Source organism: Shewanella ulleungensis (assembly GCF_014648315.1).
Lineage (GTDB): Bacteria > Pseudomonadota > Gammaproteobacteria > Enterobacterales > Shewanellaceae > Shewanella > Shewanella ulleungensis.
In genome coordinates this window covers 172,835-198,021 of record NZ_BMQW01000004.1, presented here as the reverse complement: position 1 = coordinate 198,021, position 25,187 = coordinate 172,835, and the positions used below count along the sequence as shown (strand labels likewise).

Below are 25,187 nucleotides of genomic sequence, written 5' to 3'. Positions count from 1 at the left end.
CAATACCCGTTTTTTGTTTTCATTATTGGTAACAGTTTGTTATCTCGAGTTAAGGTTTACTATGACTCTACCGCTATTATGCCCAGTGTGCGCTGCACCGATAAACCAACACCAAGCCTCAATGGGGTTTTATTGTGATAATAAACACCATTTTGATAAACATGCCCAAGGTTATTGGCCGTTACTGAGTAACACCAAAACTAAACCTCAAGTTTTGTCGCGCCAGCAAATGCGCGGTCGCCACTTTTTGTTGGAGTCAGGGGTATTTGCACCGCTTATTACGCAATTACAAACAACATTATTAAACGTATTAAATGCTGCCCGTAAGGAGGCGTTTGAGCATCTGGATTACCAGTGTGCCGACGGTTATTACTTACGCCAACTCGTTCCTGCGGTTGCAGAGGCTGGTGTTGCATGTGAGCATTGGGGCATTACCGATGCCGAGAATGCGATTTTTGCAGCGGCTAAAGCGGAAACGCCAGCAAAATTAATTTTAGCTGCGTTGAAAAAACTGCCTTTTGCGACTCAATCAATAGATGTGGTTACTGTGCTAGATTCACTTTTAAAAGGTAAAGAGTGTATCAGAGTATTAAAGGATGATGGCCGAATTGTGATGTTACAACCAGGCGTGCGTCACCTATGGCAAATCAAACAGCAAGTGTATCCCGATTTGGTAGAAAAGCCATTACAGCTTAATTTACCGAATGAGCTTGAGATTGAATCACAGCAACAAGTGAGTTTTACTCAATCTGTAGCAGGTGAACAAGCGCTCACGTTATTAGATATGTCGGTGTTTGGTTGGCGGGCTAATGATGAGTTAAAGCACCGAATCAAAGCGACTGCAATATCTGAACTTGAGTTTGATTGGCAGATTATAACGCTCAAAAAACGCTTATAAATATCTAAAATTTGAAACAGGTAATAATACCATTTCCACTCATTATCTGGTCATTTAGCGGGAGTTCTGTGTCTTCTAGGCAAATCATAAGACTGAAGGCAAATAAGATAGGATTGTAGCCATAGTAGCTCTCGGCAACTGCTCCTGCGTTGCTCTACCTCCTGCATCCATGCAGTCGTCGGCAACTGCTCCTGCGTTGCTCTACCTCCTGCATCCATGCAGTCGTCGGCAACTGCTCCTGCGTTGCTCTACCTCCTGCGTCCATGCAGTCGTCGGCAGCTGCTCCTGCGTTGCTCTACATCCTGCGTCCATGCAGTCGTACGTAAAAATGCTATTAAGCTGTATAGAAGGCATAGAAATCCGCCTTGCAGGAGACGCTCAGACTGCCATTTCTTTGTTGCATTGTCTTAAAAGGGAATAACCATTCTTTCAGCAATGCGCCTCAAACTGGACAGTCTGAGTGACTCGAATTGGTCACATAATTAATGGAAATGGTATAGAAGGTGCGGTGAGATCGTTAGAGTTTAAGGACTAAGGCGCTTCACGGCCAAATACGATAAGAGCTAATCCTAAGATTTCTGTGAGAGTCGTTAGGAAGATTAAATCGTTGGCAATATATTGGTTTAATAATGAAAAGTGGGTGCGGAGTTGCTGAAGGTATGTAGATTTACCGCTTGATTTTTTGTATTGCAGAAATAATTAAGGCTTGACGTTGAAAGCTACCTAAGTAGTAAATCAACAATCAAGCCCTAATAATCAACCTATTAATATAAGCTAATTTTTAATAGCAGTTCTTACTTTTTGTAAGAAGAAGCCATGTTGTCTAAACGGTCGTTAGCACGTTTAGCTTCGGCTTGTGCGTCCATAGAAGCAGCTTTAGCGCCTTTAACATCGGCAGATAGCTTGCTTTGCTCAGACTTTAAAGAACCAACTTCTGCTGATAGTTGATCAACTTTGTTACCTAGGTTTGCTACGCTTTCTTCTAAAGCGGTAGTGTTAGCACAACCACCTAATAAAGCAGTCATCGCAACACCAGCAATCATCAGTACTTTTTTGTTCATGGGTAAATCCCTTAATATATAGGTTGTTAAATAGTGCAACGGCGTGTGCCTTTGCAACGGCGTAATTATGTCACAGTTTTTTTTATTTGCTATAGGCAAATAAAAGAATATTTACTTAAAATAGCGAAATAAATGAAAATTGCAAGTCTACAAGCTTAAAAGGACAATTATTTATCGATTTTATATAAATCTTAGTGATTTATTGCTTATTCACCGCTAAAAATTGCATTTTTTCGCTTTTTATCATAAACGTTTCGACATCCTTTTGTAGCATGATTGTTAGTTTTTAACCAATTGTAATTTAAAGTCATTAACACACTCTATGCGTTTAAGCTGTAATTGGCTTTTTATTTGTGCACCTTGATGGCCCGCCGCAATAATCGACTGCACATCTACCTGGGTTGCCAACTGATAACATTGTTGTAAATATTCCGCTTGTGGATACAAAGCGTTTTCAAACCCAGTGCGACCTCTTATGTCGCCGTGGCAACATAATAATAAATCGGTAAGACGTTGCGGTTTGCGCCACAAATCTGCTTTATCAAACAATTTGACGATAGTCTCGGCTCTAAGTTCAAAAGCATTATGAATATTTTGATGTTGGTCGCTCACTAACAGTGCTAAATCTCGATAATCGTTTGGCACTTTGATACGGGCACATAATTTTTTAATGACGGGTAATCCTTTTTGCCCATGACCATAATGTTTCGGCCATTCTTGTTTAGGTGTAAGTGCTTTACCTAAATCATGCACTAATGCTGCAAAACGGACGGCTTTATTACGACTTAACAAACTTGTTTGCTCTAACACCATTAAAGTATGAATACCGCTGTCGATTTCGGGATGCCATTTCTCAGGTTGCGGTACGCCAAATAATGCATCTATTTCAGGGAATAGCACTGCAAGGGCTTGGCATTGTTTTAGTACCTCAAAAAATATCTGCGGACTTTGGCTGCCTAACGCTTTGTCGCATTCTTGCCATACACGCTCTGGAGTAAGATGTTCAAGTTCGCCACTATTAGCAATATCGGTCATTAACTGTATTGTTTCTGGCGCGACAGTAAAGCCTAAATGATGAAATCGAGCGGCAAAACGCGCAACACGCAGTACACGAAGTGGATCTTCAACAAATGCCTGTGATACGTGGCGTAACGTTTTTGCCTTAATGTCTTCGATACCATGGTATGGGTCATACAATGTGCCATGCTCATCTTGCGCGATGGCATTTATAGTTAAGTCTCGGCGTAATAAGTCTTCTGCTAAGGTTACTTGCTTGTTAGCGTCGCAACTAAATCCTTGATAACCATTACCCGTTTTCCGCTCTGTTCTGGCTAAAGCATATTCTTGTTGAGTTTTTGGGTGTAAAAATACTGGAAAGTCTTTGCCTACTTGTTGATAACCTTGTTCTAGCATTTCTTCGACACTGCTACCGACCACCACATAATCTTTATCTACAACAGTTTGATTAAGAAGGGTGTCGCGTACGGCCCCGCCTACTAAATAAATCTTCATGGCGTACCACAACGTGTAATAATAAGTGGCTTAAATATTATCAGAGTTAGATTTTTACGGCTAACTTTTGACAAGCAAACACACAAGCATTAACGTGAGTCGTCAGTTTCAAATAAGGATTTTTGGTCGAATGTATAAAGCCTTCTATGGATTAAATGATAATCCGTTTTCAATTGCACCTAACCCTCATTATATGTTCTTAAGCGACCGGCATCGTGAAGCATTGGCTCACTTAACTTATGGTCTAGGTGAAACCGGTGGGTTTGTATTATTAACTGGTGAGGTGGGTACGGGGAAAACCACCGTATCACGCTGTTTGTTACAGCAAATACCCGATAACACCGATACCGCTTTTATCCTTAACCCTTCATTGACAGAGCTTGAATTACTGGCCACTTTATGTGATGAACTGGAAATTAAGTATGGCGATAACCCTACGTTAAAACAATTAACAGATTTGATTAGCATGTATTTGCTTAATAATCATAAAAACGGACGCAACACAGTTTTGATTATTGATGAAGCGCAGCACTTACGCTCCGAAGTATTAGAGCAGCTGCGCTTATTAACTAATTTAGAAACCAATACTAAAAAGCTTCTGCAAGTGATTTTGATTGGGCAGCCTGAATTACAACAATTACTTAAACGTCAAGATTTACGTCAATTAGCCCAGCGTATTACTGCTCGTTACCATTTATTACCATTGAATAAAGATGAAATCGCACTTTATGTATTACATCGCTTACAGGTGGCTGGTCGACATGAACCGCTATTTACTCGCAAAGCGATAGCGGCATTACATAAGCATTCTGGTGGTATTCCGCGTTTAACCAATTTATTGTGCGAACGTGCATTGATGGCGGGGTATGGGCAAGCGAAAGTACCGATTGACCATAAGATGGTTAACCAGGCTGCGGTAGAAGTATTGGGTGATATAGATGTGTCATCTGACAAGCGTTGGCCATATGTTGCTGCGGCGGCATTGGTGTTGGCGTTTGGTTTATCTTTTTACTTGTTTAATCGCTCAGCTATTGATGAAAATAGTAATACAGCTTCCGTATTGCCTCCTGCGTCTGCCAATGTCGTAGCATCGGGCATAGATAATTCTCCCATGACAGTTACAACTGCAGTGCAACCACCACTCTCTAGCTCACCAGCTGTTAATGCAGAGCAACAAATTTTACGTCAGGCGATGCTACAAAGCAGTAGTATCGATAATGCATTTGCCGGTTTATTTGGTTTATGGAATAAACAGCCCATTATGGGGTTATCTGCCTGTCAGGCTGCGCAGCAGCAAGAATTAGCCTGTTATCAGCAGCAAGGTAATTGGCATAGTATTATGCGTTTAAATTATCCAGCGGTTGTCTATCTGCAAGATGCGCAAGCAAATGTGTTTTATGGAGTGATAGTTGAGCGTCAAGCTGAGCAGATTTTATTGCAACTAGGCGAGCAGCAGTTTTGGGTAAACAAAGATTGGTTTGACCGACACTTTAGCGGCACATTCGAGATTTTATGGCAACCCGATAGTGTGTTGCCTCGCGAGATTGGTCAGTCTTCAAGTTTGGCGCAAGTTCAATGGCTTGAAAATAGTTTAGCCATGGTTAATCAGCGTCGTGCTCGTTTATTAAGTCAGTTTGACAGTGATTTAGAGCAACAATTAATGCAGTTTCAACGTCAACATGGGTTAAAGCCAGATGGTATTGCCGGCAGCCAAACACTAATTCAACTTAACTTGTATTTGAGTCAGCAAGGCCCAAGGTTAGCTGCCGCTGAGGTACGCCGTTAATGTCTATTTTATTAGATGCTGTTAATCGTAATAAACAACAGCAAGGCGATGTGGCAGACTTAATGTCTACACCTGCTGCTCATTATTCTTCGCCATCGCGGCCAACAAGTAAATTGAATCCATACAGTTTACTTGCTGTTGCAATAATATTGGGTATAGGTGCTGCATGGGGGATGAGCGTATTGTTAGTGCCGCCAGCACCCCGCTCTAAGGTTGACTTACCCGCTGAACCTGAAATACCTGTGAGTGTTAGCCAACCATTGCCTCAAATTATTCAGTCTACACCAGTAAATAAAAGTAATGACGTAGTTTCTCAAACCAATGATGAGATCCGCTTAGCCGGTAAAGTGGCGCTGCCGATAGCCAAACCGTTTAATCAATTCTCTAGTACACCCGCAACACCATATGCTAATGACAATAATGCTAGCAATGGTTATGTAAATGATGGTTATGTAAATGATGCTTATACTGATGGAAGTGATGGCTCTGAGTTAAATGAGGCTTATTCACAACCAAGCACTATGGTATCGAGCAATAATCAAGAGAATCGTTTTAATGACAATGATGTTGCTAACCGTCAATTACAGGCTCAGCAACTACAAGCTCAGCAACAACAAGACCAACAACAACAAGACCAACAACTACGGGCACGTCAGCAAGAGCAAATAATATTAGGTGCTAACGCTAATAGACGAGGATTAGCTGAGCTTGAGGCGTTGCGAATGCAGGTTAATACTGCGGCCCAAGAAGTCGACTTTGCCTCGGTTAAAGCCCCTTCAATCGATGAGCGTAATAATCTGCTGGCTGCTTTTGAGGTTGCACTTAAAGATGTTGAGTTTGAACAATCAGTTAATCAGCAAGTGACGGAAGCCAAGCTTGATCCAATTCCAAGACCGAATAATCAGCAGATCCCGAGTTATGGCGACTTGCCTGCGAGCGTGCAGTTACAAGTACCAGAGTTTAATATTAATGCGCATGTTTATTCGTCGGAGCCTAATAACCGTTGGTTAAATGTCGATGGTGTAGAGTTGCAACAGGGTGACATGATTAAAAATAAGCTAACGATAATTGAAATTCGCCCTCGCGATATCGTGCTTGATATCAACGGCGAGCAATTTAGAGTGCCAGCGATTTAGCCGATATTACTTTTCCAAGTGTATATCGCTGAGATTAATGCTCACACTACTATGTTTCAAAACAACAAAGGCGCTTGAAGCGCCTTTGTTGTTGATTGGTGTTGTAGAAGGATTTTGCTTATGCGGTTCTAGCCATGGATATTGTTAGCTAGAAACAAGGTTAAGCCATAACCGATGCAATAGCATAACAATAAAGCCGGTACATACTTTAAGTAGCTTACAAATGTTAGCTCTTCCACTTTGCTCATGGCGATAATGCCTGACGCAGAACCGATGATAAGTAATGATCCACCAACACCGACAGCGTAAGTTAAGCTTAACCATTGTGCCGTGGTTAACACTGGGTCTGCTTTTAATAACGCAGCGGTTAATGGCACGTTGTCTAATAATGCTGAGCCCACGCCTGTAAAGAAGTTAGAAATGCTTGGGTTGTACATTCCATATACATCAGTTAGCAGGTTAAGGGTGCCAATTTCTTTGAGCATGCCGACGAGTAATAAGATACCTAGGAAGAATAATAATGTGTCAAATTCAACCTGACGTATATATTCGAGCACTTGTACTTCTTCTTTATTGCTTTTACTGGTACGCCCGACTAAGAACATAACAGATAAGCCAAATAAGAAGGTTAACACAGGCGGAATGCCAAATAACACGTTAAGTACCATAGTTAAAATAATGGTAGCGAAGAAAATGCAACCAATGACGATATCGACCGTATTGTAATTTTGCTCAACGGGAGTAGTACTTACACGGCCTTCGGCTTTGAGTGAAAATAACACTGCCAGTAAACCAACACTTATGCCGGCAGGGATGAATAAAATCAATAACTCAGAAATATGCACTTTACCTGCTAAGAAAATCATTAATGTGGTCACGTCACCAGTAATAAGCGCAACACCACCCGAGTTAACCGCAAAAATAATCAATACCGCCATGCGGCGACGCATTTGATTGTCTAAATTGAAAGTGGTTAGTAATCCTAAAGACACCAATGTGGCTGTTACGTTGTCACAAAAGGTTGATAGTACTAACGAAAACATACCCACTTGCAACATCAACATGCGCACCGACACTTGCTGTGGGAATATTTTTTGCACTAATACTTGGATCATTCCTTTAGCATTAAGGTATGCAACAAAGGTCATGGTCGACATTAAAAACAACCATAGAGTGGCAATTTCTAATAAGTTTTCATTGAGTTCTTCGCCTACCAATTTACTGTTTTCTGGACTGCCAGATGCCATAAATAGGGTTATCCAAGCGACACAGCCAAGGAATAAGGTGGTTTTTGCTTTATTAATATGGGTAACTTCTTCGAGCACGATACTTAACAGTGCAAGCACCGCAAGTGAGATAAGAAAGGTATGTAGCATGACTGCAATTCCAACTTTGTGTTGTAGGTAATTAACCTCATTACCGTGAATTTCTGCTAACTTAATGTAAACCGTATTTTAAGGTTCAATTAAGCTTGTTTTTGGCGGTGCGATCACATCACACCGCGGACGATTTCGCAATATAGATCACAGTTTTTTTCGTTAATTCTCGACCAAAGTCGTGGGTAATACCATTGCGCATTAATAAGTGCCCACTCAGAATGCGTCCAGCGGCTTTTGATTAAGGCGTCGCTATGTAGTAATGGTTGTTCCCTTTCAAATAGCGAGAACGTAAAGCAAAAGAGGCTGGGCATTCCTTTTAGGCGAGTTTTAAAAGGGCTTACACTGCGTTGCATGACTTCGAAAGAGAATAACTATTCATTCAGTCATTCGCCTTGTTTAAGCCCTTTTAAATTCTCGCTGAGAGATCACTTACTAACGCGCAATGGTATAAAATAATGAATACGGGGAAAGGGGGTAGGAATTTGTTAACACAAATAAAAATAGGATAAACAACGTGGTTGCTTATCCTATTTTTGTTACCAATTTTGTGCTTAATCTGAAAAGGAGTTAAACCTTAGCGTGATTTACTTCATCGCAGCAAAAATACGGTCTACAGCGGCTAAGGTGTATTCAATTTCTTCATCTCCATGCGCCATAGACAGGAAGCCAGCTTCATAAGCGCTAGGCGCTAAATATATGCCTTCATCTAACATTGCATGGTAAAAATGACGGAAATGTTCCATGTTACATTTAGTAACTTGGGCAAACGAGGTCATTGGTGCAGTGTCTTCAGTAAAGAAGAAACCAAACATACCACCAGCATAAGTAATGCTTAACGGAATACCGTGTTTGTCCGCAGCCGCTTTAAAGCCTTCAGCAACACGTTTGGTTTTATCAGCAAGTGCCTCATACAAACCAGGCTCACATAATGCATCCATTTGCGCTAAACCTGCGGTCATTGCAATTGGATTACCCGATAAAGTACCGGCTTGGTAAACTGGGCCAGTAGGTGCAATATATTGCATGACGTCTTTACGGCCACCAAAAGCGCCGACAGGCATGCCGCCGCCAATCACTTTACCTAAAGTGGTTAAGTCTGGCGTTACGCCATAGAAGCCTTGTGCGCCGCTCATAGATACACGGAAACCTGTCATGACTTCATCGATGATGAGTAACGCACCAAACTCATCACAAATCGCGCGTAAACCTTGTAAGAATCCGTCTACTGGTGGAATGCAGTTCATGTTGCCAGCAACAGGCTCAAGGATGATACAAGCGATATCGTCTGGGTGTTGTTCGAAAATAGCACGCACAGAATCAAGGTCGTTGTAGGTTGCTGTTAACGTGTGTTTAGCAAAGTCTTCAGGAATACCTGGCGAGCTTGGCTGACCAAGCGTTAATGCACCTGACCCCGCTTTAACCAATAAACAATCTGCATGGCCGTGATAACAACCTTCAAACTTTAAAATGTTGTCGCGATTCGTAAAGCCACGCGCTAAACGAATGGCACTCATGGTCGCTTCAGTACCTGAGCTCACCATACGTACCTGTTCCATTGATGGCACCATAGAAATGACCTTTTCAGCCATTCTGACTTCTAATTCAGTTGGTGCGCCAAATGATAAGCCGTTTTCTACTGCAGCTAATACCGCTTGACGAATTTTAGGGTGATTATGGCCTAAAATCATCGGTCCCCATGAACCAACGTAGTCGATATATTTTTTACCGTCAGCATCGAAAATATAAGCTCCATCGGCTTTTTCGATAAATAACGGCGAACCACCAACACCATTAAAGGCACGAACGGGTGAGTTAACGCCACCTGGAATGGTCTTTTTAGCCTGTTCAAATAAGACTTCGGAACGGGTCATGTCTAATCCTTAATATAATGTGCCAATTATCTATCGGCTTTACGTGAATACCAGTTTACTGGGCACTCATACTTTTCGAGTTGGTTTTCAACTCCAAGTGTTAATGCAAAAAGTGCCATACGGATAAGTAAGCCGTTGTCGGCTTGTCTAAAAATAGCCAAACTTGGATGGCTGTTTAAATCATTGTCGAGCTCGTTTGCTTGTGCACGCGAATCTCGTGGTAACGGGTGCATAATCACAGTGTTTGACTTGCAATGTTGCGTGTAAATATTGTGATTTAAGCGAAACTTACCGCGATACTTGTTGGCTTCTTCTTGTGACGGAAAACGCTCTTCTTGAATGCGGGTTAAATATAAAATATCGGCTTGATGTAAATTACCTTCAAGCTGCTCTGTTATTGTGATCTTATGGCCAGCATTTTCAATGTCGGCGATCACATAGTCAGGCATTGCTAGTTCACTTGGCGATATCAATGTGAACTTAATGTCCTTATGCATACAAAGTAATCGCGAAAGTGAATGTACAGTGCGACCATATTTTAAGTCTCCCACCATGGCAATGTGCATACCGTCGATGCCCATGCCTGCATGGCTGAGCTCTTTTTTGATGGTAAACAAATCAAGTAATGCTTGAGTTGGGTGTTCATTTGGACCATCGCCACCATTTATGACTGGCACTCGGCTACCTTCAGCGAACTCTTTTACTGAAAAAGCATCGGGATGGCGCATGGCAATAACGTCTGAATAAGTCGACAACACTCTGGCTGTATCATAAAGCGACTCGCCTTTTGATAGTGATGACGATGCCATTCCGGTCGTTTCACGGACATGACCACCAAGTAGATTAAATGCACAGCCAAAGCTGACGCGCGTGCGGGTACTGGGTTCAAAAAACAGGTTACCTAAAATAGCGCCTTCTAGCACTTTAGTGCGTTTTTCACGCAATGCATAAGGGGTCATTTTATTAGCGACGTTAAAAATAGTGTTAATTGAATCCAGATCTAACTGGTTTACGGAAAGGATATGTGAACCTTCGAACTGCATCATCAGCCTGATTTCCAGAGTGTGGGGCAAAATATCCACCAAAACAGCGTGCTATTTTACCGTTATTTATAGGGTATTTATCGGTTTTTTTTATCATGTGGCTGAGGCAAAATTGTAGCAGAAAATATACAGCAGATAAATATGCTCGTCGAGATTCACTTACTGCGAAATAAAACAAATAGATGACGTTTATTGACGATGTACTCACAGTATATTTACGGCGGAGTAAGTTAATAAAACACCTTTAAATTTGTCCTGAACGGATTTCTTGCAGCAAGTTTGCCCAGCTAATCACCCCAACCACTTTTTGGCCATTAGGATTGTTAGGGCTGTCGCGATAAATATACACTTCACCTGAACGTTTTGCCGCTAATGCTTCATAAGCTTCGTTGAGTGTGGCGCTGTCTGGTAATCCTGGCATAGGGTGGCGAGACAGGGTTGTTGAGTCTTCAAAAGATTGCATTTCAAGGCGTAACATTTCTATTTTGCCTTCGCCATTTCTCACCAATACGGGTCTGCCTTCGGCGCGTTTCAACACTTCGAGCAGCAGTTCATCGTCGTCGTTAACAATCACAAAGCGTCGGTCCATTAATACTCTAACGCCTTTTTTCTGTAAGCCTTGGTTTAACGGTGCAACCTTGTACCCCAACCCCATAATGTCTAATTGTTTTAAGAAAATAGAACTGGTGTTAAAACCCTGATAAGCAACCAAAAATGCCGGTATGGTAATAAACATAGCCGGTAAAATGATTGATGTGTCATTGCTCAGTTCCAGCAAGGCCACTAATGCAGCTAATGGAGCGCTTAAACAAACTCCCATCATGGCTGTCATGCCAATGACCGTATACAAGCCCACATATGGTGCAATCGAGGGAAATAACAAACTACTTAAAAGAGCCAAAATAGCGCCGACTAATGCTCCAATACCATATAGCGGGCCGATTAACCCTCCGGGTACGCCAAAGCCAATAGCTGCTATTGTTGCCAGCATTTTTGCCAGCAATAAGCCAATTAAAAACAATAGGCTCGGATGTTCACTAATGGCTTCATGGATAGCAAAATCGCCAGAACCTAGCGCTTGTGGCATCACTAAACCAATCAATGTGGTGATCGTCGCGGCAATTAATAATCGGTAAATTAGCGGCCATTTTTGACCTCTAGCCGTTACGGATAACAATGAAAAATTAAACAGTGCGGCTACGCAGCCCAGCACCACGCCGCCAATAAGTAAGATTGGATAGTGGTCTAGTGGAATGCGGATAACATTAATCAGCTCATATTCATGTACGTTACCAAACACCAATTGGCTCGATACTGCACCGCAAATAGCCGATAACATAATCGGGAAGAAATAATGGATTTTGTATTCGCGTACTATTACTTCAAATACAAATAACACCGCCGCGAGTGGGGCGTTAAAGGTGGCTGCAATCCCAGCAGCGATACCGCTTGCGCACATAATACGTACGCTATTGTCTGGCAGGCTGAATTTCTCTGCCATCACACTGGCGCTTACCGCACCAAGGTGAATCGCTGGGCCTTCTTTACCCACTGAGAAATTACTCATTAGCGCAATTAAGGCCTGAAAAAATTGTCCCGCTGCAGATTGCAGCGGCACTTTGCCATAATGTAACTTAAACCGATGTAAAACATAGGCAATGCCCATACGGCGGTAACGCTTTGAGCTTAATAATGACAATAACCAAATCAATGCCGCACCAATCAACGGCAGATAACTTCGCCAGTCAGTTACTGTTGAACTGATGGTATTCGTGTCCGAAAGCAGATATTGTTCTGCCCAAAGTAGGCTTAAGCGAAATAGAATAATGACCAGTGAGGCAATTATTGCAAACAGCAGGGCCAGAGCACAAAGTTGCACACTAATTTTGGCTTGAGATAGTTTATCTCTAAATTCATTGTGCAGATATTTGCGCGCAGCTCTTTTGGCGTGAATAATAGCGACTTTATTTATCTTAAATTGCACTGTTTAGCTCTAGGCTCATTGGCATTCGAATTCTTTAAAAGGTTGTTACCTAATGTTAAATTATCACCGTTGGTTAGACAGACTGCAAGTTTTAGAGCGTAAAAATAGGACATCGAGCAAATACTTACTCTGCTTAGTGCTGGTGTCATTTCTATTGGGGGCAGTCAGTTTCAATCTTTGGCTGTCATTTGCCCCAGAGGCGACCCCCAACAGCGCCAGTGGTAAGCGTAAATTACTGCAGCAACTAGAGGAGCAAGCTCAAGTCTTAGCCAGCCGTAATATGGCGCTGAGTATTGCTGAAAACGCCAACAAAGAAATGCAAGATATGTTTAGTCAACAGCTCTCTCAACAAAAAATATTGGAAAAAGAACTCGCGTTTTATCGTAGCGTGATGGTGACCGATGCCGACGTTGAAGGTATTGCCATTAACACAGTAGAGTTAGCACAAGGTGGGAGCGCAGAACAATTTCAATTACGGATCGTGTTAACTCAACTTCAGAAACGCAAAGCGAAAGTGAAGGCTAGTGCAGAAGTTACTTTAATTGGAAATCAAAATGGCAAGGCCAGTTCACTGTCATTAAATAAGTTATTGAATAAAAAATTAGATTTTGAATTTAGTTACTTTCAAATTATGGACAGTGATATTGTGCTACCTGTAGGGTTTAGTTTGCAAAGGATAGCCGTTAAAGTGAAGGTGAGTGCGAGTCGTGGCGTTAAAGGCGGTGCTATTGAGCAAACCTATAACGTACCTGAACTATTGATGGGTGAAAAAGAACTGCGGGTAATACTTGAACAAAATAGTCAGGTAAAGGATAATTCTCAGTAGAAACCGAAGTAAGAGGTAGTAATGACTGAACAAACTGATGCAGCAATGCCGATCCAATTTACCGATGCTGCAGCAACTAAGGTAAAAGGGCTGTTAGAAGAAGAACAGAATCCTGAATTAAAACTACGTGTATACGTTACAGGTGGTGGTTGCTCTGGTTTTCAGTATGGCTTTACGTTCGATGAAAAAGTCAACGAAGGTGACTTCACTATTGAAAAGCAAGGCGTACAACTTGTTGTTGATCCAATGAGCCTTCAATACCTTATGGGTGGCGAAGTGGATTATACATCTGGCCTTGAAGGTTCTCGTTTTTTTGTTAAAAACCCGAATGCAACCACAACCTGTGGTTGTGGTGCGAGTTTCTCGGTGTAACCGCTATATCCGAAACTTCTTGTTGGGTTAAAACAATAATAAAAAAGCCGTCGAGAGACGGCTTTTTTGTATCATTTTTTTGCCTGGAAGTTAACCGCTAATAATATTGAAGTTAATACGCGACTTAAACCACACTTTGACTTTAGCATTAAAGCTTATCCACACTTGTAACATTCCCACAGCGATAAGTACGCTATAAAGCATCCAGTCTGGCACCACGGTTTGAAACACACCAAAATCCACGGTGGTAGGCCCAGAGTCAAGATTATCAGGGTCGTACATGATAATCGGTAACATACTGTAGAGCATTAGCTGAAGCAGGCAGTAAACACGTAATAAATATAATGCAGCCTTTTGTCTGCCCATAATGCCTAGCACTAACATCAGCGTTAATATGCATAACATTGCACTGAGTTCTGACAGTGATTGAGCAGCTATTAAACCGCCAACTGAGGTAATGACGTAAACCAGCATTAATGCAATAAGTCGCTTTGGTATGCGTGGTTTACCCGCATCAGTAGTGGTGACTGGCTGAGTTGATTCTTGGGTCATTATGCTCTATTCACTTTTAGTGTCGATTAGTGCTTAGCTTGCGACTTTGGTGTTAAACGCTCGTTCACTTCATATGGTGGAACAACCACACCTAAGTCTTCTTGAACTGGGAATACCGCAATAAATAAATCATCATCTTCCATGCCGCTAACCCAGCGCTCTTGAAACTCAGACAATGGAATCGCCAATGGTTCGCACTCATTCCATTCGTCGACGGCCCAAAGTACGGCAGTTTCTTCCGATGGCCACATCGGGATGCAGTCTTCATCTTCGGTGGTTAGCATGACGCAACCATCTTGATCTTGCAGAGTCCATATGGTTTGCTCTGCTTTAACTTGCTCAATCATATAATCGTAACGGCCTTCTGGCGTAAGATTCATTAATTCAGATACACTTTTAACTTTGTTGCTCATATTGACTCTCATTATTTAGTAAAGGCTTCGCTAAACCCTACTGGTTTGGCAAATTTGCGGTCATCATAACATTGAGGCCCGCATTGAAAAAGTTATCTTGCTCTAAAACGACCACCCAGTACGGCAGGGCGTGATGCCCCTGTGACAGCCGGTAAGTTTGCCGGTAAGTCGTTATGATGACGCATAGCGAGCCAAGCAAAGGCAATTCCTTCAACCCATTTGGCATCTACACCTAAACCTGCTGTGGTGTCCATTTTATAACCTGGGACCAATCGCGCTAAGCGTTGCATTAATTCGGTGTTCAGTGCGCCACCACCACAAACAAACAACTCGCCAGTGGCCGACAGCTTATTAATGTCATTGGCAATGCTGTGACAGGTTAGATCGAGTAATGTTGACTGAATATCTTCTTGATCTAGGTGGCTATAGTCAGCTAATTGTTGTTCAAGCCATGCTTGATTAAACAGCTCTCTGCCTGTGCTCTTAGGCGCAGATAAAGCGAAGTAAGAATGTGATAACAGCTGCTTAAGAAACTCTGGATTCGTTTCACCTGAGGCAGCCCACTCGCCATCTTCATCAAATGCGTGGCCTAAACTCTGGTGAACAAAGTAATCAATTAGGGTGTTGCCTGGACCAGTATCAAAACCGAGAACATCATCGCTGTTGCCTGGCAAATAAGTAATATTAGCGATACCACCAATATTTAAAATCACCCGAGTTTGCCCTTGCTTAGCAAATACTTGCTGATGAAATGCTGGCACTAGCGGTGCGCCTTGGCCGCCGAGGGCAATGTCTTTTCGTCTAAAGTCTGCGATGACATCAATGTTGGTTTCAATCGCAATCGTGTTTGGATCGCCAATTTGCAGAGTAAAGCCCATCTCTAAGTTAGGCATGTGGCGCACCGTTTGGCCGTGCGAACCAATTGCGATAACCTGATCGGCCGTGATGTCGGTTTTGGCCAGCAAATTATTAACGGCCTGGGCAAATAGTTTACCCACACTGCGATCAAGGCGACCTAAGCGGTTTATTTCGTCATCGACAGCGGGTTGGCATAAGCGCTGTAAGCCTTTTAGTAAATGGCTTGGGATGGCTTCAGTGTGGCCTGCAATAAGTGTTGGGTGTTCACCTGAAAAATCGACCAACACGGCATCGACACCGTCCATGCTGGTGCCCGACATCAGGCCGATAAAATATTCTGGCTTAGACATGAAATACTCTCTGTACTGAAGTCGCGAGCAAGGCAGGCAAATTAATTGCTTGCCAATTGCTGCTGTTGATTTGATTTTAGTTGTGCCATTAACTGTTTACTTAAAGACGAGAACTTGCCTTTTTCGCTGCGGTTAATGGGCATAGATTTAGGTAAATCTATGGTGCGTGGATTGCGATGTACACCGTTAACAATAAACTCATAGTGTAAGTGAGCGCCTGTTACTCGGCCTGTTTTACCTAAAGTACCAATGACTTGACCTTGCTTAACGGTTTCACCACGATTCACTTTGCGTTTGGTTAAATGCAGATATTTAGTGGTGTAAGTTTCATTGTGTTTAATAAACACATAGTTGCCATTAAACTGGTTATACCCGGATTCAATCACTTTACCTTTGCCAGCAGCTTTAATGGGGGTGCCGATAGCAGCCACATAATCCACGCCTCGGTGAGCTTTAATTTGACCCGTTACCGGGTGCAAACGACGTGGGTTAAAGTTAGAGCTGACATACTTAAAGTCGACAGGCGAGCGTAAAAACGCTTTACGCATGCTGTTACCGTTTTCTGAATAGTATTCACCGTCGGTGTAACGTACGGCGGTATAGCGTTCGCCCTGGTTAATAAACTCAGCAGCTAAAATATTGCCATTACGTAAAAATTGGCCGTCGGCATATTCTTGATCAAATAATAATGAAAAATGATCGCCTTTGCGAATATCTAAAGCAAAGTCGACGTCCCAACCAAAAATATTGGCGAGTTCCATTATGTGATTACCAGACAAGCCAGCGTCAGCTGCGGCATTCCAAAAATTGCTTTTAATGGTAGCGGTAATAAATGAGGTACGACTTTGCACTTCTTTGGTGTTTACTACTTCTTTGTATCTGTCATTGTTATGACTGATCACCAAGGTAGACACTTTATCCATGCGATAGCTTAGTTCTTTTAATTCACCTAAATCATTTTTGCTGATGGCAATTTCTTCACCAGGCATAATTTTAAGCAAATTCTTTTTAGCTAAAGGCAGTTGAGTGATGTCATACACATCTTTAGCGGTTAATCCTGCACGACTAAATAAGCCACCTAACGTGTCGCCTTTTGCCACTTCATAATATTCAACGGTGTAATCATCGTTGCTCGCTTGCTGTTTTATTTTTGCTTTTTGCTTAGCGAGTTGGTTATCAATGTCATTGAGTACGCCATCTACACCATTTGGACGAGTTTGCAGCATCGCGAGATGTTGTGTAAATGCTTCATCGTCAGCGGTTTCAGATACTGTTGGACGTTTTTTGACGTTTTGTGGTGATAATGTACTGTTATCAAAAACATTGTCGGCAATTTCTTCTTGCGCAACGTCTTTTTTATCTGTGGGGGCTGTAGGCGTTCTAAAGGCCAGCGGTGCAGAAAAACCTGTATTGTTTTCTATGGTGTTTTTATCAGTTGATTGGCTCACTAATTGGGTTTGTTTAGAGGCTTGAGCGTCTTCCGATGGAAACATCAGAATAATAGTGGTCAACATCACTAATAAAGACAGTGTGATTTGATGTGCTTTTGGCAACAATGTGAATAAAGTTAGAAGCTTTGCCATTGACTCAGGTACCAATTTCTCTCTAGTGTTGTTATCTGCTAAGTGTACACTCTTTCATTTGCCGTGGCTAACAAGTAACATAGACCTCTTTATTTTTTGTGCAAGCCCTGGGAGTTGCAGTAGAGATGGCGAATTTAGATCAAGTATTGGCAGAAATTAAGCGCGGTACCGATGAGATATTACTTGAAGCGGATTTGCTTGAGAAACTGAAAGAAGGGCGCCCATTACGCATCAAACTAGGTGCAGATCCTACCGCTCCAGATATTCACTTAGGTCACACGGTTATTTTAAACAAAATGCGTACTTTTCAAGAGCTTGGTCACGAAGTGATATTCTTGATTGGCGATTTTACTGGCATGGTTGGTGATCCAAGCGGTAAAAACAGTACACGTCCTCCGTTAACCCGTGAACAAGTGCTTGCTAACGCTGAAACGTATAAAGAGCAGGTCTATAAAATTTTAGACCCGGCTAAAACACGTATCGAATTTAACTCTAGCTGGTTAGAGCCATTAGGTGCAGCTGGGATGATCCGTTTAGCATCGCAACAAACCGTAGCTCGTATGATGGAACGTGACGACTTTAAAAAGCGTTATGCATCAGGCCAGTCAATTGCGATTCACGAATTTATGTACCCTTTGCTACAAGGCTATGATTCAGTCGCTTTAAAAGCTGACGTAGAATTAGGCGGTACTGACCAAAAGTTTAACCTGCTTATGGGCCGTGAGTTACAAAAGTCAGAAGGTCAAAAGCCGCAAACTGTCATCATGATGCCATTACTGGAAGGGTTAGATGGCGTTAAAAAAATGTCAAAATCAGCCCACAACTATATTGGCGTGAGTGAACCTGCTAATGAAATGTTCGGTAAAATCATGTCGATTTCAGATGATTTGATGTGGCGCTATCTTGAGCTGTTATCTTTCCGTCCGCTTGAAGAACTTGCACAGTTTAAGTTAGATGTTGAAAACGGCACTAATCCACGCGACATAAAGATTTTGTTAGCAAAAGAAATTATTGCGCGCTTCCATGATGAAGAGCAAGCCCAAGCTGCACACCAAGCGTTTATTGACCGTTTCCAAAAAGGCGCGATACCAGATGATATTGAAGAAGTGGTATTAGAAGCTGGTGAAGGCCTAGCCATTGCTAACTTACTTAAAGATGCTGGCCTTGTTGGTTCAACGTCAGACGGTATGCGAATGATTAAGCAAGGTGCTGTGAAGATGGATGGCGAAAAAGTGGAAGACAGCCGTCAAAGCTTTAATGCCGGTCTAGAAGCTGTGTTCCAGGTGGGCAAGCGTAAGTTTGCTAAAGTGATTTTGAAGTAAGCCTTTATTCGTAATCAATAAAAAACGGCTTACTAAGCCGTTTTTTTATGTCTGCGATTTAAGCTGAGATCAGGTTATTGAATCTTTACTGAGATTCGAGTTGATCAGACATGGTTTGATAGTCCATTAAATCCATCTGTTCTATCAAGCGTTCAGTGTTGTTATCAAATTTAAGCGTCGTGACACCGGGAACTGCGAGATCGATAATTTTACCCGGTTTGCCGAATTGGTCACCGGGGCCTCGTAAACGATAACTGCCTATAATGACCACCAGCGAACCGGTATTAAACATATGCTCAATGTTTAAACGGTATTCAAGTACACCTTCATGGGCGCGTTGTAAAAAACCAATAATTTGTCGCCCACCTGTATAGGTTGTATTCGCTGTTTTGTCGAAAAAAATGGTTTCACGAGAATAAAAACGTCGTAAGGTTGAATAGTCATGATCGGTTAATGCTTCCATGTATTTCATGGCAAGTTGTTGTTCTTTGGGCATATCACCAATATTAGCGCTGATTGAAAAACTGCTGAGTAAACAACATAATAGCAATATTATTCGCACATTAAATTCTCTTTGTTTTTAAGTCGAAAGCCGGTAAAGATAAATGCCAGCGGATAGCGCTTAACCGAATAATCAAGGTACTAATCATTGCGATAAACATTGATGTGATACTGTCCATGCCCACTGCCAAGCTTAAGGTATAACAAATACCACCGACGATGGAAGCGGTTGCGTAAATTTCGGTACGTAACACCATCGGTACCTGGCGGCATAGTAAATCACGAATAATACCTCCACCGACACCAGTAATTAATCCCATTACTACCGCAATCATGCCAGAAAGCCCCATTAATAACGCTTTCTCGGCGCCAATCACCGTAAACAATGCTAACCCTAATGCATCAGCAACCGGCAAGGTTAACGCTGGTAACTTATGTGGTTTGCGCACTAGCACTAAACAGGCTAACACAGTCGCTAAAATCACGATGATATAGTTTGGATCGCGGATCCAAAATACCGGTGTCGCGCCAATTAATGCATCTCGTATACTACCACCGCCAATTGCAGTTACTGAGGCTAGTACAATGACGCCAAACGGGTCCATTCGATGTTTACCTGCGGCCAGTGCGCCTGAAAGAGCAAATACAGCGGTACCACACAGATCGAAAATATAGATCCACTGGCTCATTTACTTAACTCTTTGAGGTGAATGTTGAGGGCATCAACGGAGATGCGAATTTCAATCACCGATAAAATCAATGAATAGAGCAACAGCAATAAGCTTAGGCCAAACACCACTGAGCCAGTTTGGTTAAAACCAGTGTAAATTAATATCATGCAAAGCACGCATAAGGCAAAACTACTCACACCCGCTTCTTGCATTTTTCGAATAATAATAATGCGCTGACGTAAGTTTTTTATTTGGTCACCCTGCACAGGTTTTTTATCGTTACTCAATTGACGGATTAATGCCGCCAGCGAAAAAAATCGGTTGGTATAAGCCAGCAGTAATAATGAAATAGCCGGGAAAAGCAATGCCGGAGTGGTTAATGATACATGTAAATTGTTGAGCAACATGGTATTCCTAAGCAGGTCTTTAAGCAGGTAATAATCAACTGTCGATGACTATAGAGGATTTACAGTTGTAAATATGTAAGCCTTTTGCCAGATGTTGATGTTAACAATCGATTATGACGTTACGTCGTAATATGTCTGCAATAAGCAAGTATGGGCGTATTATCGCTAAATACTAACGTGTTTAAAACAGTATTTACACGTTTTAAATAAATCTTAATCCAGTCCAAATTAATGGCAGTAATAAGGTTAAGCTAATCCAGAATAAGTTGGCTGTTTGAGTCACTGTGATGGCTTGATGTATGTGGCGATAGTCAGGCAGTGGTCCTGCTTTCACTTTGGGGAGGTCAACACGAATGGTTTTACCATTGTTGATAAACTGTTGCGGCCCACCAAGTTCAATCTTAAGTAACTTAGCAGCTAAAGAATAACTGCCATAATGATTATTAAGCTGCTGTTTATTGCCTGGGGCTGGCAGCATAGACGACACGATAGAAGTTAATCCGAGTTGCCCAAATTGAATCGCTAGCGAGCAATGCCATAGCAGGGTAGGAATAAAAAATATCACCCGATTGAATTGCCCAACAAAACTTGAAAAAATATGAAAGTGCGGGTGATAAGTCGGCCAGCTATGTTCGAGCTGCCTTAACATTCTCACGACTAATGCCATAGTTGCACCACCTAGCGCAAAAAATAATACCGTGGCTAAGGTGCCGTAGATTGGGGTGGTAAACAATTTTTCGATAGTTGTTTTACTGAGTCCTACAGCAGACAGGACTTGAGTGTTTTGGCTGACCCATGGTGTGAGTAATGCTTTTGCATCTTGTTTATTATCCGTTTTGATAGCCTCTGCTACTTTTTCTGCAACGGGTTTAAAAGCGGAATCGCATAAACAAAAGTACACAATAACCAGTTCAAAAAACCATGGATAGGCAGCAAGGCTAAGTAAAAAGCTAACAATAATTCCACTGGGAACGATTAATAATAATGTCGCCAAAATACCGGCTGTAAGTTGCTGGCTTACGGCGCGCTCAGGATGATTGACCTTAGCTGCAATCAATACTGCTATGCGATTAAACCAAAGCAGCGGTTGTAAATCTCTGGGAATAGGGGCAAAACGCGCAAGTATTAAAGCGCAAAATAAAATACAACAACTTTGTAATAATCCACCGTCCTGGCTCAACAATTGCGGATTGAATAATTGATTAATCATAAAGACTCAATAGTTGGGCTACTAAAGCTAATGGGGTGTTGTTTTGTTCCGTCTAGCGTTAAAACGACTGGTTCAGCATCCGTACTAATGAGAAACTGAACCAGTATATACAAATAACTTATAGCTGTTGTAACAGTGCAATTACCATCATGGCTGAGTGCATGCCAGCTTTGATAATGTACGAGTCGAAATCAACGGGTGAGTCGTTATTGGCGTTGTCTGACAGTGAGCGAATAACCACAAATGGCACGTTAAACTGGTGACAAACTTGCGCAATCGCAGCTCCTTCCATTTCACATGCTGCCATGGTTGGAAAGTTTTGGCGCATTACTTTGGTGCGAACAGGATCGCAAATAAAGCTGTCGCCAGTGCAAATTAAGCCTTCAATGGCTTTTACTTCGCCAAGTTCAGCCACTGCTTTTTTCGCGGCATTCACTAATGTTTTGTCTGGTAAAAATGCGGCTGGCTGTTGTGCCATCTGACCAATTTCGTAACCAAAAGCGGTAACATCAACGTCGTGATGACGCACTTCAGATGAAATCACAATATCGCCAATGGCAAGAGAATCAACAAAACCACCTGCAGAACCGGTATTGATCACATGTGTGACAGCAAACTTTTCAATCAGTAACGTCGTCGCAATACTGGCGGCAACTTTACCAATACCAGAGCGTGTCACGACCACTTCTTTATCGCCAATATTGCCACTAATAAATTCGATACCAGCAATAGTGGTATGCACAGGGTTTATAATTGCTTGAACTAAATGAACGACTTCTGGCTCCATAGCGCCAATAATACCGATTTTCATGGATAAACCTTAACAGAATGAACTAATTCGAATGAGTGCTAATATATCATGAGCCTGATGAATTAGTGAAAACAGACCACTTGTTTATAGATAAATATCACTATGACTAATCACCAACGCGTTACTTTACATTTGACTTATATTACGTAAGTTATTCATATTTTTAATTTAGGCTATCTGTCTTAGTAAAAATTAATGTTGCTTGTCCATTTATGCCAACTTAGACGATATGAACATTTTTTTGATGTTGAAATATCAATCCTTTTTGGCTTACGTGGGCATAAAACTGCTCAGCTGGGATCGGTTTTGAAAAGTAAAAGCCTTGGTACTCTTTGCATCCCATTTCAGCCATAATCTTAACTTGTTCTGCAGTTTCTACACCTTCTGAAACACATTTAATATCTAATTCTTCACACATATTGTGGATCGCTCTAACTAAACTTTGTTGGCGAGCAGAAGTCGTGACTTGGCTGATCAACGAACGATCTAACTTCAGTTTGTTTATGGGATAATCAGCTAATCGGGCAATGTTAGAGTACCCTACACCAAAATCATCTACTGAAATGGTAAATCCCCAGGTTTGTAAGGTTTTCATCAACATTAAAGAATGTGCTTGATTAGCTTCTAAGGAGGTTTCAGTTAGTTCAAGTTCAATTTGTTTAGGGTTGATGTTGAAATCAGCTAAATGTTTGACTAGTTTAGACATAAAGTCACTTTGGCTGAAATCTATTAGCGATATATTAATGGCTACAGGTACGCAGTTTAGTCCTTGTTTAGACCAGTTATTTATTTGTGAACAGACTTTTTGAACCACTAAATCGGTTAAGCGGCTAATCATTCGGTATTCTTCTGCGATGGGAATAAAGATTGCGGGTGACACATTTCCTAGAATTGGGCTGTGCCAACGTGCAAGAGCTTCAAGACCAATACAGTTACCTGTATCGGTCACTTTGGGTTGGTAGTGTACATCCAGCTCACCTTGTTGCAATGCTTCATCGAGTAACATCGATATTTCATGTTTTTCTAAAAAGCTTTGAGAGTTTGTTTCATTGTATAAACTAAAGACGTCATTAGTATTAGCAAGTTTTAATGCCTCAATGGCATGTCCGACGATAATATTACTGGCATTACCATTTGAAGGGTAATGTGCAATACCGAACAAGAATGACTGAGCGGATTTACTTCCTAATAGATTGTAATCTTCATCGAGTATTTGTTTGATTTTAGGCAATGTAGAATAGAGGTCATTTTCATTTCTGCTTCCTAAAATAAACGCAATTTTACCTGGACCAATATGTGCACAGAGTAAAGGGCCGTTGACTCTATTACGCAAACGTTTAAACGCTGATTTTGTAATAGTTTGAGAGTTTTGGTTGCCAAACTTAATACTGACATAATCATTGCTGGTACTTTGAGCTACGACCACATAAAACCCTTTTTGATGTCTAGCAATGAGTCGATCACACTGCATTTCGAACCAATCTCGGTTAGGCAACATCGTCTGTGGGTTGCGATATCGAAGACGTTTATTTTCCTCCTCCATAGCTGCAAGATTATCTTTAATACTTTCTTCAGCGGTGCAATCGTGAAATTCATAAATACAAAAATTTGAACCTGTGACTTGTTGGTGCACGACTCGTTGGAAGGTATTTTTAAAGGGGATGACTTGTTCTTGTTTATCTATATCGCAGGTTTTTAGCTTAGGAATAATAGATAAAAACTCTATATCTTTGCCATTAAGTTTATTGGGTAACCCCAATAAATCGACTGCCGATGGATTGGCATCGGTAATAATACCCGAGTCATCGACAATAATTTTGGGGATAACCGATTCTGCAAAAAAGGTACGGTAAAGCTCATTTTTGCTTTTTAGATACTCATTAGAGTTTAAGGTGGCTTTATTCAGGCGCTTTGCAGCCACAATCGTTCTAGCAACAGCTAATGGTACACAGATATTGAAAAACAAAAACACTACACCAGTTATGTACCAACTAGCATCGGGAAGTTGTTGATTAATGTTGGTGTATTGGGTTAAGTCAATGTCGTGCAAAATAATATAAAAAGGCACCAAATTGAGTATTGCATAGCCCGTAGCAACTCGGTATCCAAGTAACATAAGCGCAATCGCTGGGCAGACAAACATTAACATACTGCCAATTTTAGCTAAAGTGAGCTCCGGTATTGATAAGCTCATTGCCAAACTGGCCAAAACTAATGCAATAAGCAGAAGATGTGCACAAATATGGTAGAAGCGTTTACTGGCAATGAGAAGTAAACTCAAAGCCGATGTAAAACCAAAGGTAAGTCCAATAACCCATAAGTAGTTCAGTTCAATTGCAGAGTTAAAGGTATCAAAAGCGGTTGCAATGCACAGCAATAGGCCTGAGGATAATATTATCCTGAGTGCGCTTATTCGCCAGTTTGGGATCAACTCATTTGCATTATTATCATCGTCTAGCAGAAAAAAATTGTTCAGAAAACTCATACAACACTATGTGCTAGTTACCGTGATGTTATTAGACAGTAATGCTTTTTTTAAATCAATAAATTGAATATGAATTATGGCTGATAACGTGCAAATTTGTGTAAAGGCATAAAATCATCACCTGATTATTGATTAGATGATGATTTTAAAGGCTTA

Annotated in this window: 22 protein-coding genes; 6 read left to right on the top strand and 16 right to left on the bottom strand. The window is 41.5% G+C overall.

Annotation, left to right across the window (positions count from 1 at the left end):
- Nucleotides 1-61 precede the first annotated feature (61 nt).
- The gene (locus tag IEY40_RS09820) at nucleotides 62-898 is read left to right on the top strand and encodes a putative RNA methyltransferase (protein ID WP_188955645.1); all 837 of its coding nucleotides are present in this window, start codon (nucleotides 62-64) and stop codon (nucleotides 896-898) included.
- A gap of 794 nt (nucleotides 899-1,692) precedes the next feature.
- Here the strand turns inward: IEY40_RS09820 and IEY40_RS09815 are convergent.
- Both IEY40_RS09815 and IEY40_RS09810 read right to left on the bottom strand, forming a co-directional pair.
- Nucleotides 1,693-1,959: an Lpp/OprI family alanine-zipper lipoprotein gene (locus IEY40_RS09815; RefSeq protein ID WP_124017059.1), complete on the bottom strand. Its 267-nt coding sequence runs from the start codon at nucleotides 1,957-1,959 to the stop codon at nucleotides 1,693-1,695.
- A 279-nt stretch (nucleotides 1,960-2,238) separates the two neighbouring features.
- Complete coding sequence (locus IEY40_RS09810; protein WP_188955643.1) at nucleotides 2,239-3,471, bottom strand: multifunctional CCA addition/repair protein; 1,233 nt, start codon at nucleotides 3,469-3,471, stop codon at nucleotides 2,239-2,241.
- A gap of 130 nt (nucleotides 3,472-3,601) precedes the next feature.
- Here IEY40_RS09810 and IEY40_RS09805 point away from each other — a divergent pair, with 130 nt between their 5' ends.
- Both IEY40_RS09805 and IEY40_RS09800 read left to right on the top strand, forming a co-directional pair.
- Nucleotides 3,602-5,257: an ExeA family protein gene (locus tag IEY40_RS09805; protein ID WP_188955641.1), complete on the top strand. Its 1,656-nt coding sequence runs from the start codon at nucleotides 3,602-3,604 to the stop codon at nucleotides 5,255-5,257.
- Entirely contained in the window at nucleotides 5,257-6,393 is a 1,137-nt protein-coding gene (locus IEY40_RS09800) for a general secretion pathway protein GspB (RefSeq protein WP_229777068.1), read from the top strand. Before IEY40_RS09805 ends, IEY40_RS09800 begins: the two co-directional genes overlap by 1 nt.
- A 128-nt stretch (nucleotides 6,394-6,521) precedes the next feature.
- On the opposite strand, the gene nhaD is transcribed toward IEY40_RS09800, so the two are convergent.
- From nhaD to IEY40_RS09780, 4 genes are all read right to left on the bottom strand, one after another.
- Nucleotides 6,522-7,769 (bottom strand): sodium:proton antiporter NhaD, encoded by a 1,248-nt coding sequence (nhaD, locus tag IEY40_RS09795; RefSeq protein WP_188955639.1) that lies wholly within the window; start codon nucleotides 7,767-7,769, stop codon nucleotides 6,522-6,524.
- A 587-nt stretch (nucleotides 7,770-8,356) separates the two neighbouring features.
- A complete protein-coding gene (gene hemL, locus IEY40_RS09790; protein ID WP_188955637.1) occupies nucleotides 8,357-9,643 on the bottom strand; it encodes a glutamate-1-semialdehyde 2,1-aminomutase in 1,287 nt (428 codons plus the stop codon).
- 26 nt (nucleotides 9,644-9,669) lie between these two features.
- Entirely contained in the window at nucleotides 9,670-10,689 is a 1,020-nt protein-coding gene (locus IEY40_RS09785; protein WP_188955635.1) for an aspartate carbamoyltransferase, read from the bottom strand.
- Nucleotides 10,690-10,930: 241 nt separating this feature from the next.
- Nucleotides 10,931-12,670, bottom strand: coding sequence for a chloride channel protein (locus IEY40_RS09780; protein ID WP_188955633.1), 1,740 nt, complete (start codon nucleotides 12,668-12,670; stop codon nucleotides 10,931-10,933).
- A 52-nt stretch (nucleotides 12,671-12,722) separates the two neighbouring features.
- Here IEY40_RS09780 and IEY40_RS09775 point away from each other — a divergent pair, with 52 nt between their 5' ends.
- Nucleotides 12,723-13,496 carry a DUF6776 family protein gene (locus IEY40_RS09775; RefSeq protein WP_188955631.1) on the top strand — a complete coding sequence of 258 codons (774 nt, stop codon included), beginning with the start codon at nucleotides 12,723-12,725 and terminating at the stop codon, nucleotides 13,494-13,496.
- A 21-nt stretch (nucleotides 13,497-13,517) separates the two neighbouring features.
- Nucleotides 13,518-13,868: an iron-sulfur cluster insertion protein ErpA gene (erpA, locus tag IEY40_RS09770; protein ID WP_160053015.1), complete on the top strand. Its 351-nt coding sequence runs from the start codon at nucleotides 13,518-13,520 to the stop codon at nucleotides 13,866-13,868.
- Nucleotides 13,869-13,958: 90 nt separating this feature from the next.
- Here the strand turns inward: erpA and IEY40_RS09765 are convergent, their stop codons facing one another.
- From IEY40_RS09765 to IEY40_RS09750, 4 genes are all read right to left on the bottom strand, one after another.
- Complete coding sequence (locus IEY40_RS09765) at nucleotides 13,959-14,420, bottom strand: hypothetical protein (protein ID WP_188955629.1); 462 nt, start codon at nucleotides 14,418-14,420, stop codon at nucleotides 13,959-13,961.
- A 26-nt stretch (nucleotides 14,421-14,446) separates the two neighbouring features.
- Nucleotides 14,447-14,833 carry a DUF2750 domain-containing protein gene (locus IEY40_RS09760; RefSeq protein ID WP_188955627.1) on the bottom strand — a complete coding sequence of 129 codons (387 nt, stop codon included), beginning with the start codon at nucleotides 14,831-14,833 and terminating at the stop codon, nucleotides 14,447-14,449.
- Nucleotides 14,834-14,925: 92 nt separating this feature from the next.
- Nucleotides 14,926-16,041 carry an anhydro-N-acetylmuramic acid kinase gene (locus IEY40_RS09755; RefSeq protein WP_188955625.1) on the bottom strand — a complete coding sequence of 372 codons (1,116 nt, stop codon included), beginning with the start codon at nucleotides 16,039-16,041 and terminating at the stop codon, nucleotides 14,926-14,928.
- A 41-nt stretch (nucleotides 16,042-16,082) separates the two neighbouring features.
- Nucleotides 16,083-17,624 carry a peptidoglycan DD-metalloendopeptidase family protein gene (locus tag IEY40_RS09750; RefSeq protein ID WP_188955623.1) on the bottom strand — a complete coding sequence of 514 codons (1,542 nt, stop codon included), beginning with the start codon at nucleotides 17,622-17,624 and terminating at the stop codon, nucleotides 16,083-16,085.
- Between the two features lie 125 nt (nucleotides 17,625-17,749).
- On the opposite strand from IEY40_RS09750, the gene tyrS reads away from it, so the two are divergent.
- Nucleotides 17,750-18,946 carry a tyrosine--tRNA ligase gene (gene tyrS / locus IEY40_RS09745; RefSeq protein ID WP_188955621.1) on the top strand — a complete coding sequence of 399 codons (1,197 nt, stop codon included), beginning with the start codon at nucleotides 17,750-17,752 and terminating at the stop codon, nucleotides 18,944-18,946.
- An 85-nt stretch (nucleotides 18,947-19,031) separates the two neighbouring features.
- Here tyrS and IEY40_RS09740 read toward each other — a convergent pair whose 3' ends face one another.
- The 6 genes from IEY40_RS09740 to IEY40_RS09715 all read right to left on the bottom strand — a co-directional run bounded on the left by IEY40_RS09740 (nucleotide 19,032) and on the right by IEY40_RS09715 (nucleotide 25,031).
- Complete coding sequence (locus IEY40_RS09740) at nucleotides 19,032-19,508, bottom strand: nuclear transport factor 2 family protein (protein ID WP_188955619.1); 477 nt, start codon at nucleotides 19,506-19,508, stop codon at nucleotides 19,032-19,034.
- Nucleotide 19,509: 1 nt separating this feature from the next.
- The gene (locus tag IEY40_RS09735) at nucleotides 19,510-20,136 is read right to left on the bottom strand and encodes a trimeric intracellular cation channel family protein (protein ID WP_188955617.1); all 627 of its coding nucleotides are present in this window, start codon (nucleotides 20,134-20,136) and stop codon (nucleotides 19,510-19,512) included.
- Nucleotides 20,133-20,525: a DUF2721 domain-containing protein gene (locus IEY40_RS09730; protein WP_160053023.1), complete on the bottom strand. Its 393-nt coding sequence runs from the start codon at nucleotides 20,523-20,525 to the stop codon at nucleotides 20,133-20,135. Before IEY40_RS09730 ends, IEY40_RS09735 begins: the two co-directional genes overlap by 4 nt.
- Before the next feature lie 202 nt (nucleotides 20,526-20,727).
- On the bottom strand, nucleotides 20,728-21,735 hold the full coding sequence (locus tag IEY40_RS09725) for a cobalamin biosynthesis protein CobD/CbiB (RefSeq protein WP_188955615.1): 1,008 nt from the start codon (nucleotides 21,733-21,735) through the stop codon (nucleotides 20,728-20,730).
- A 118-nt stretch (nucleotides 21,736-21,853) separates the two neighbouring features.
- A complete protein-coding gene (locus tag IEY40_RS09720; RefSeq protein ID WP_188955613.1) occupies nucleotides 21,854-22,546 on the bottom strand; it encodes a 5'-methylthioadenosine/adenosylhomocysteine nucleosidase in 693 nt (230 codons plus the stop codon).
- 220 nt (nucleotides 22,547-22,766) lie between these two features.
- Complete coding sequence (locus tag IEY40_RS09715; RefSeq protein ID WP_188955611.1) at nucleotides 22,767-25,031, bottom strand: sensor domain-containing protein; 2,265 nt, start codon at nucleotides 25,029-25,031, stop codon at nucleotides 22,767-22,769.
- Between the last annotated feature and the right edge of the window lie 156 nt (nucleotides 25,032-25,187).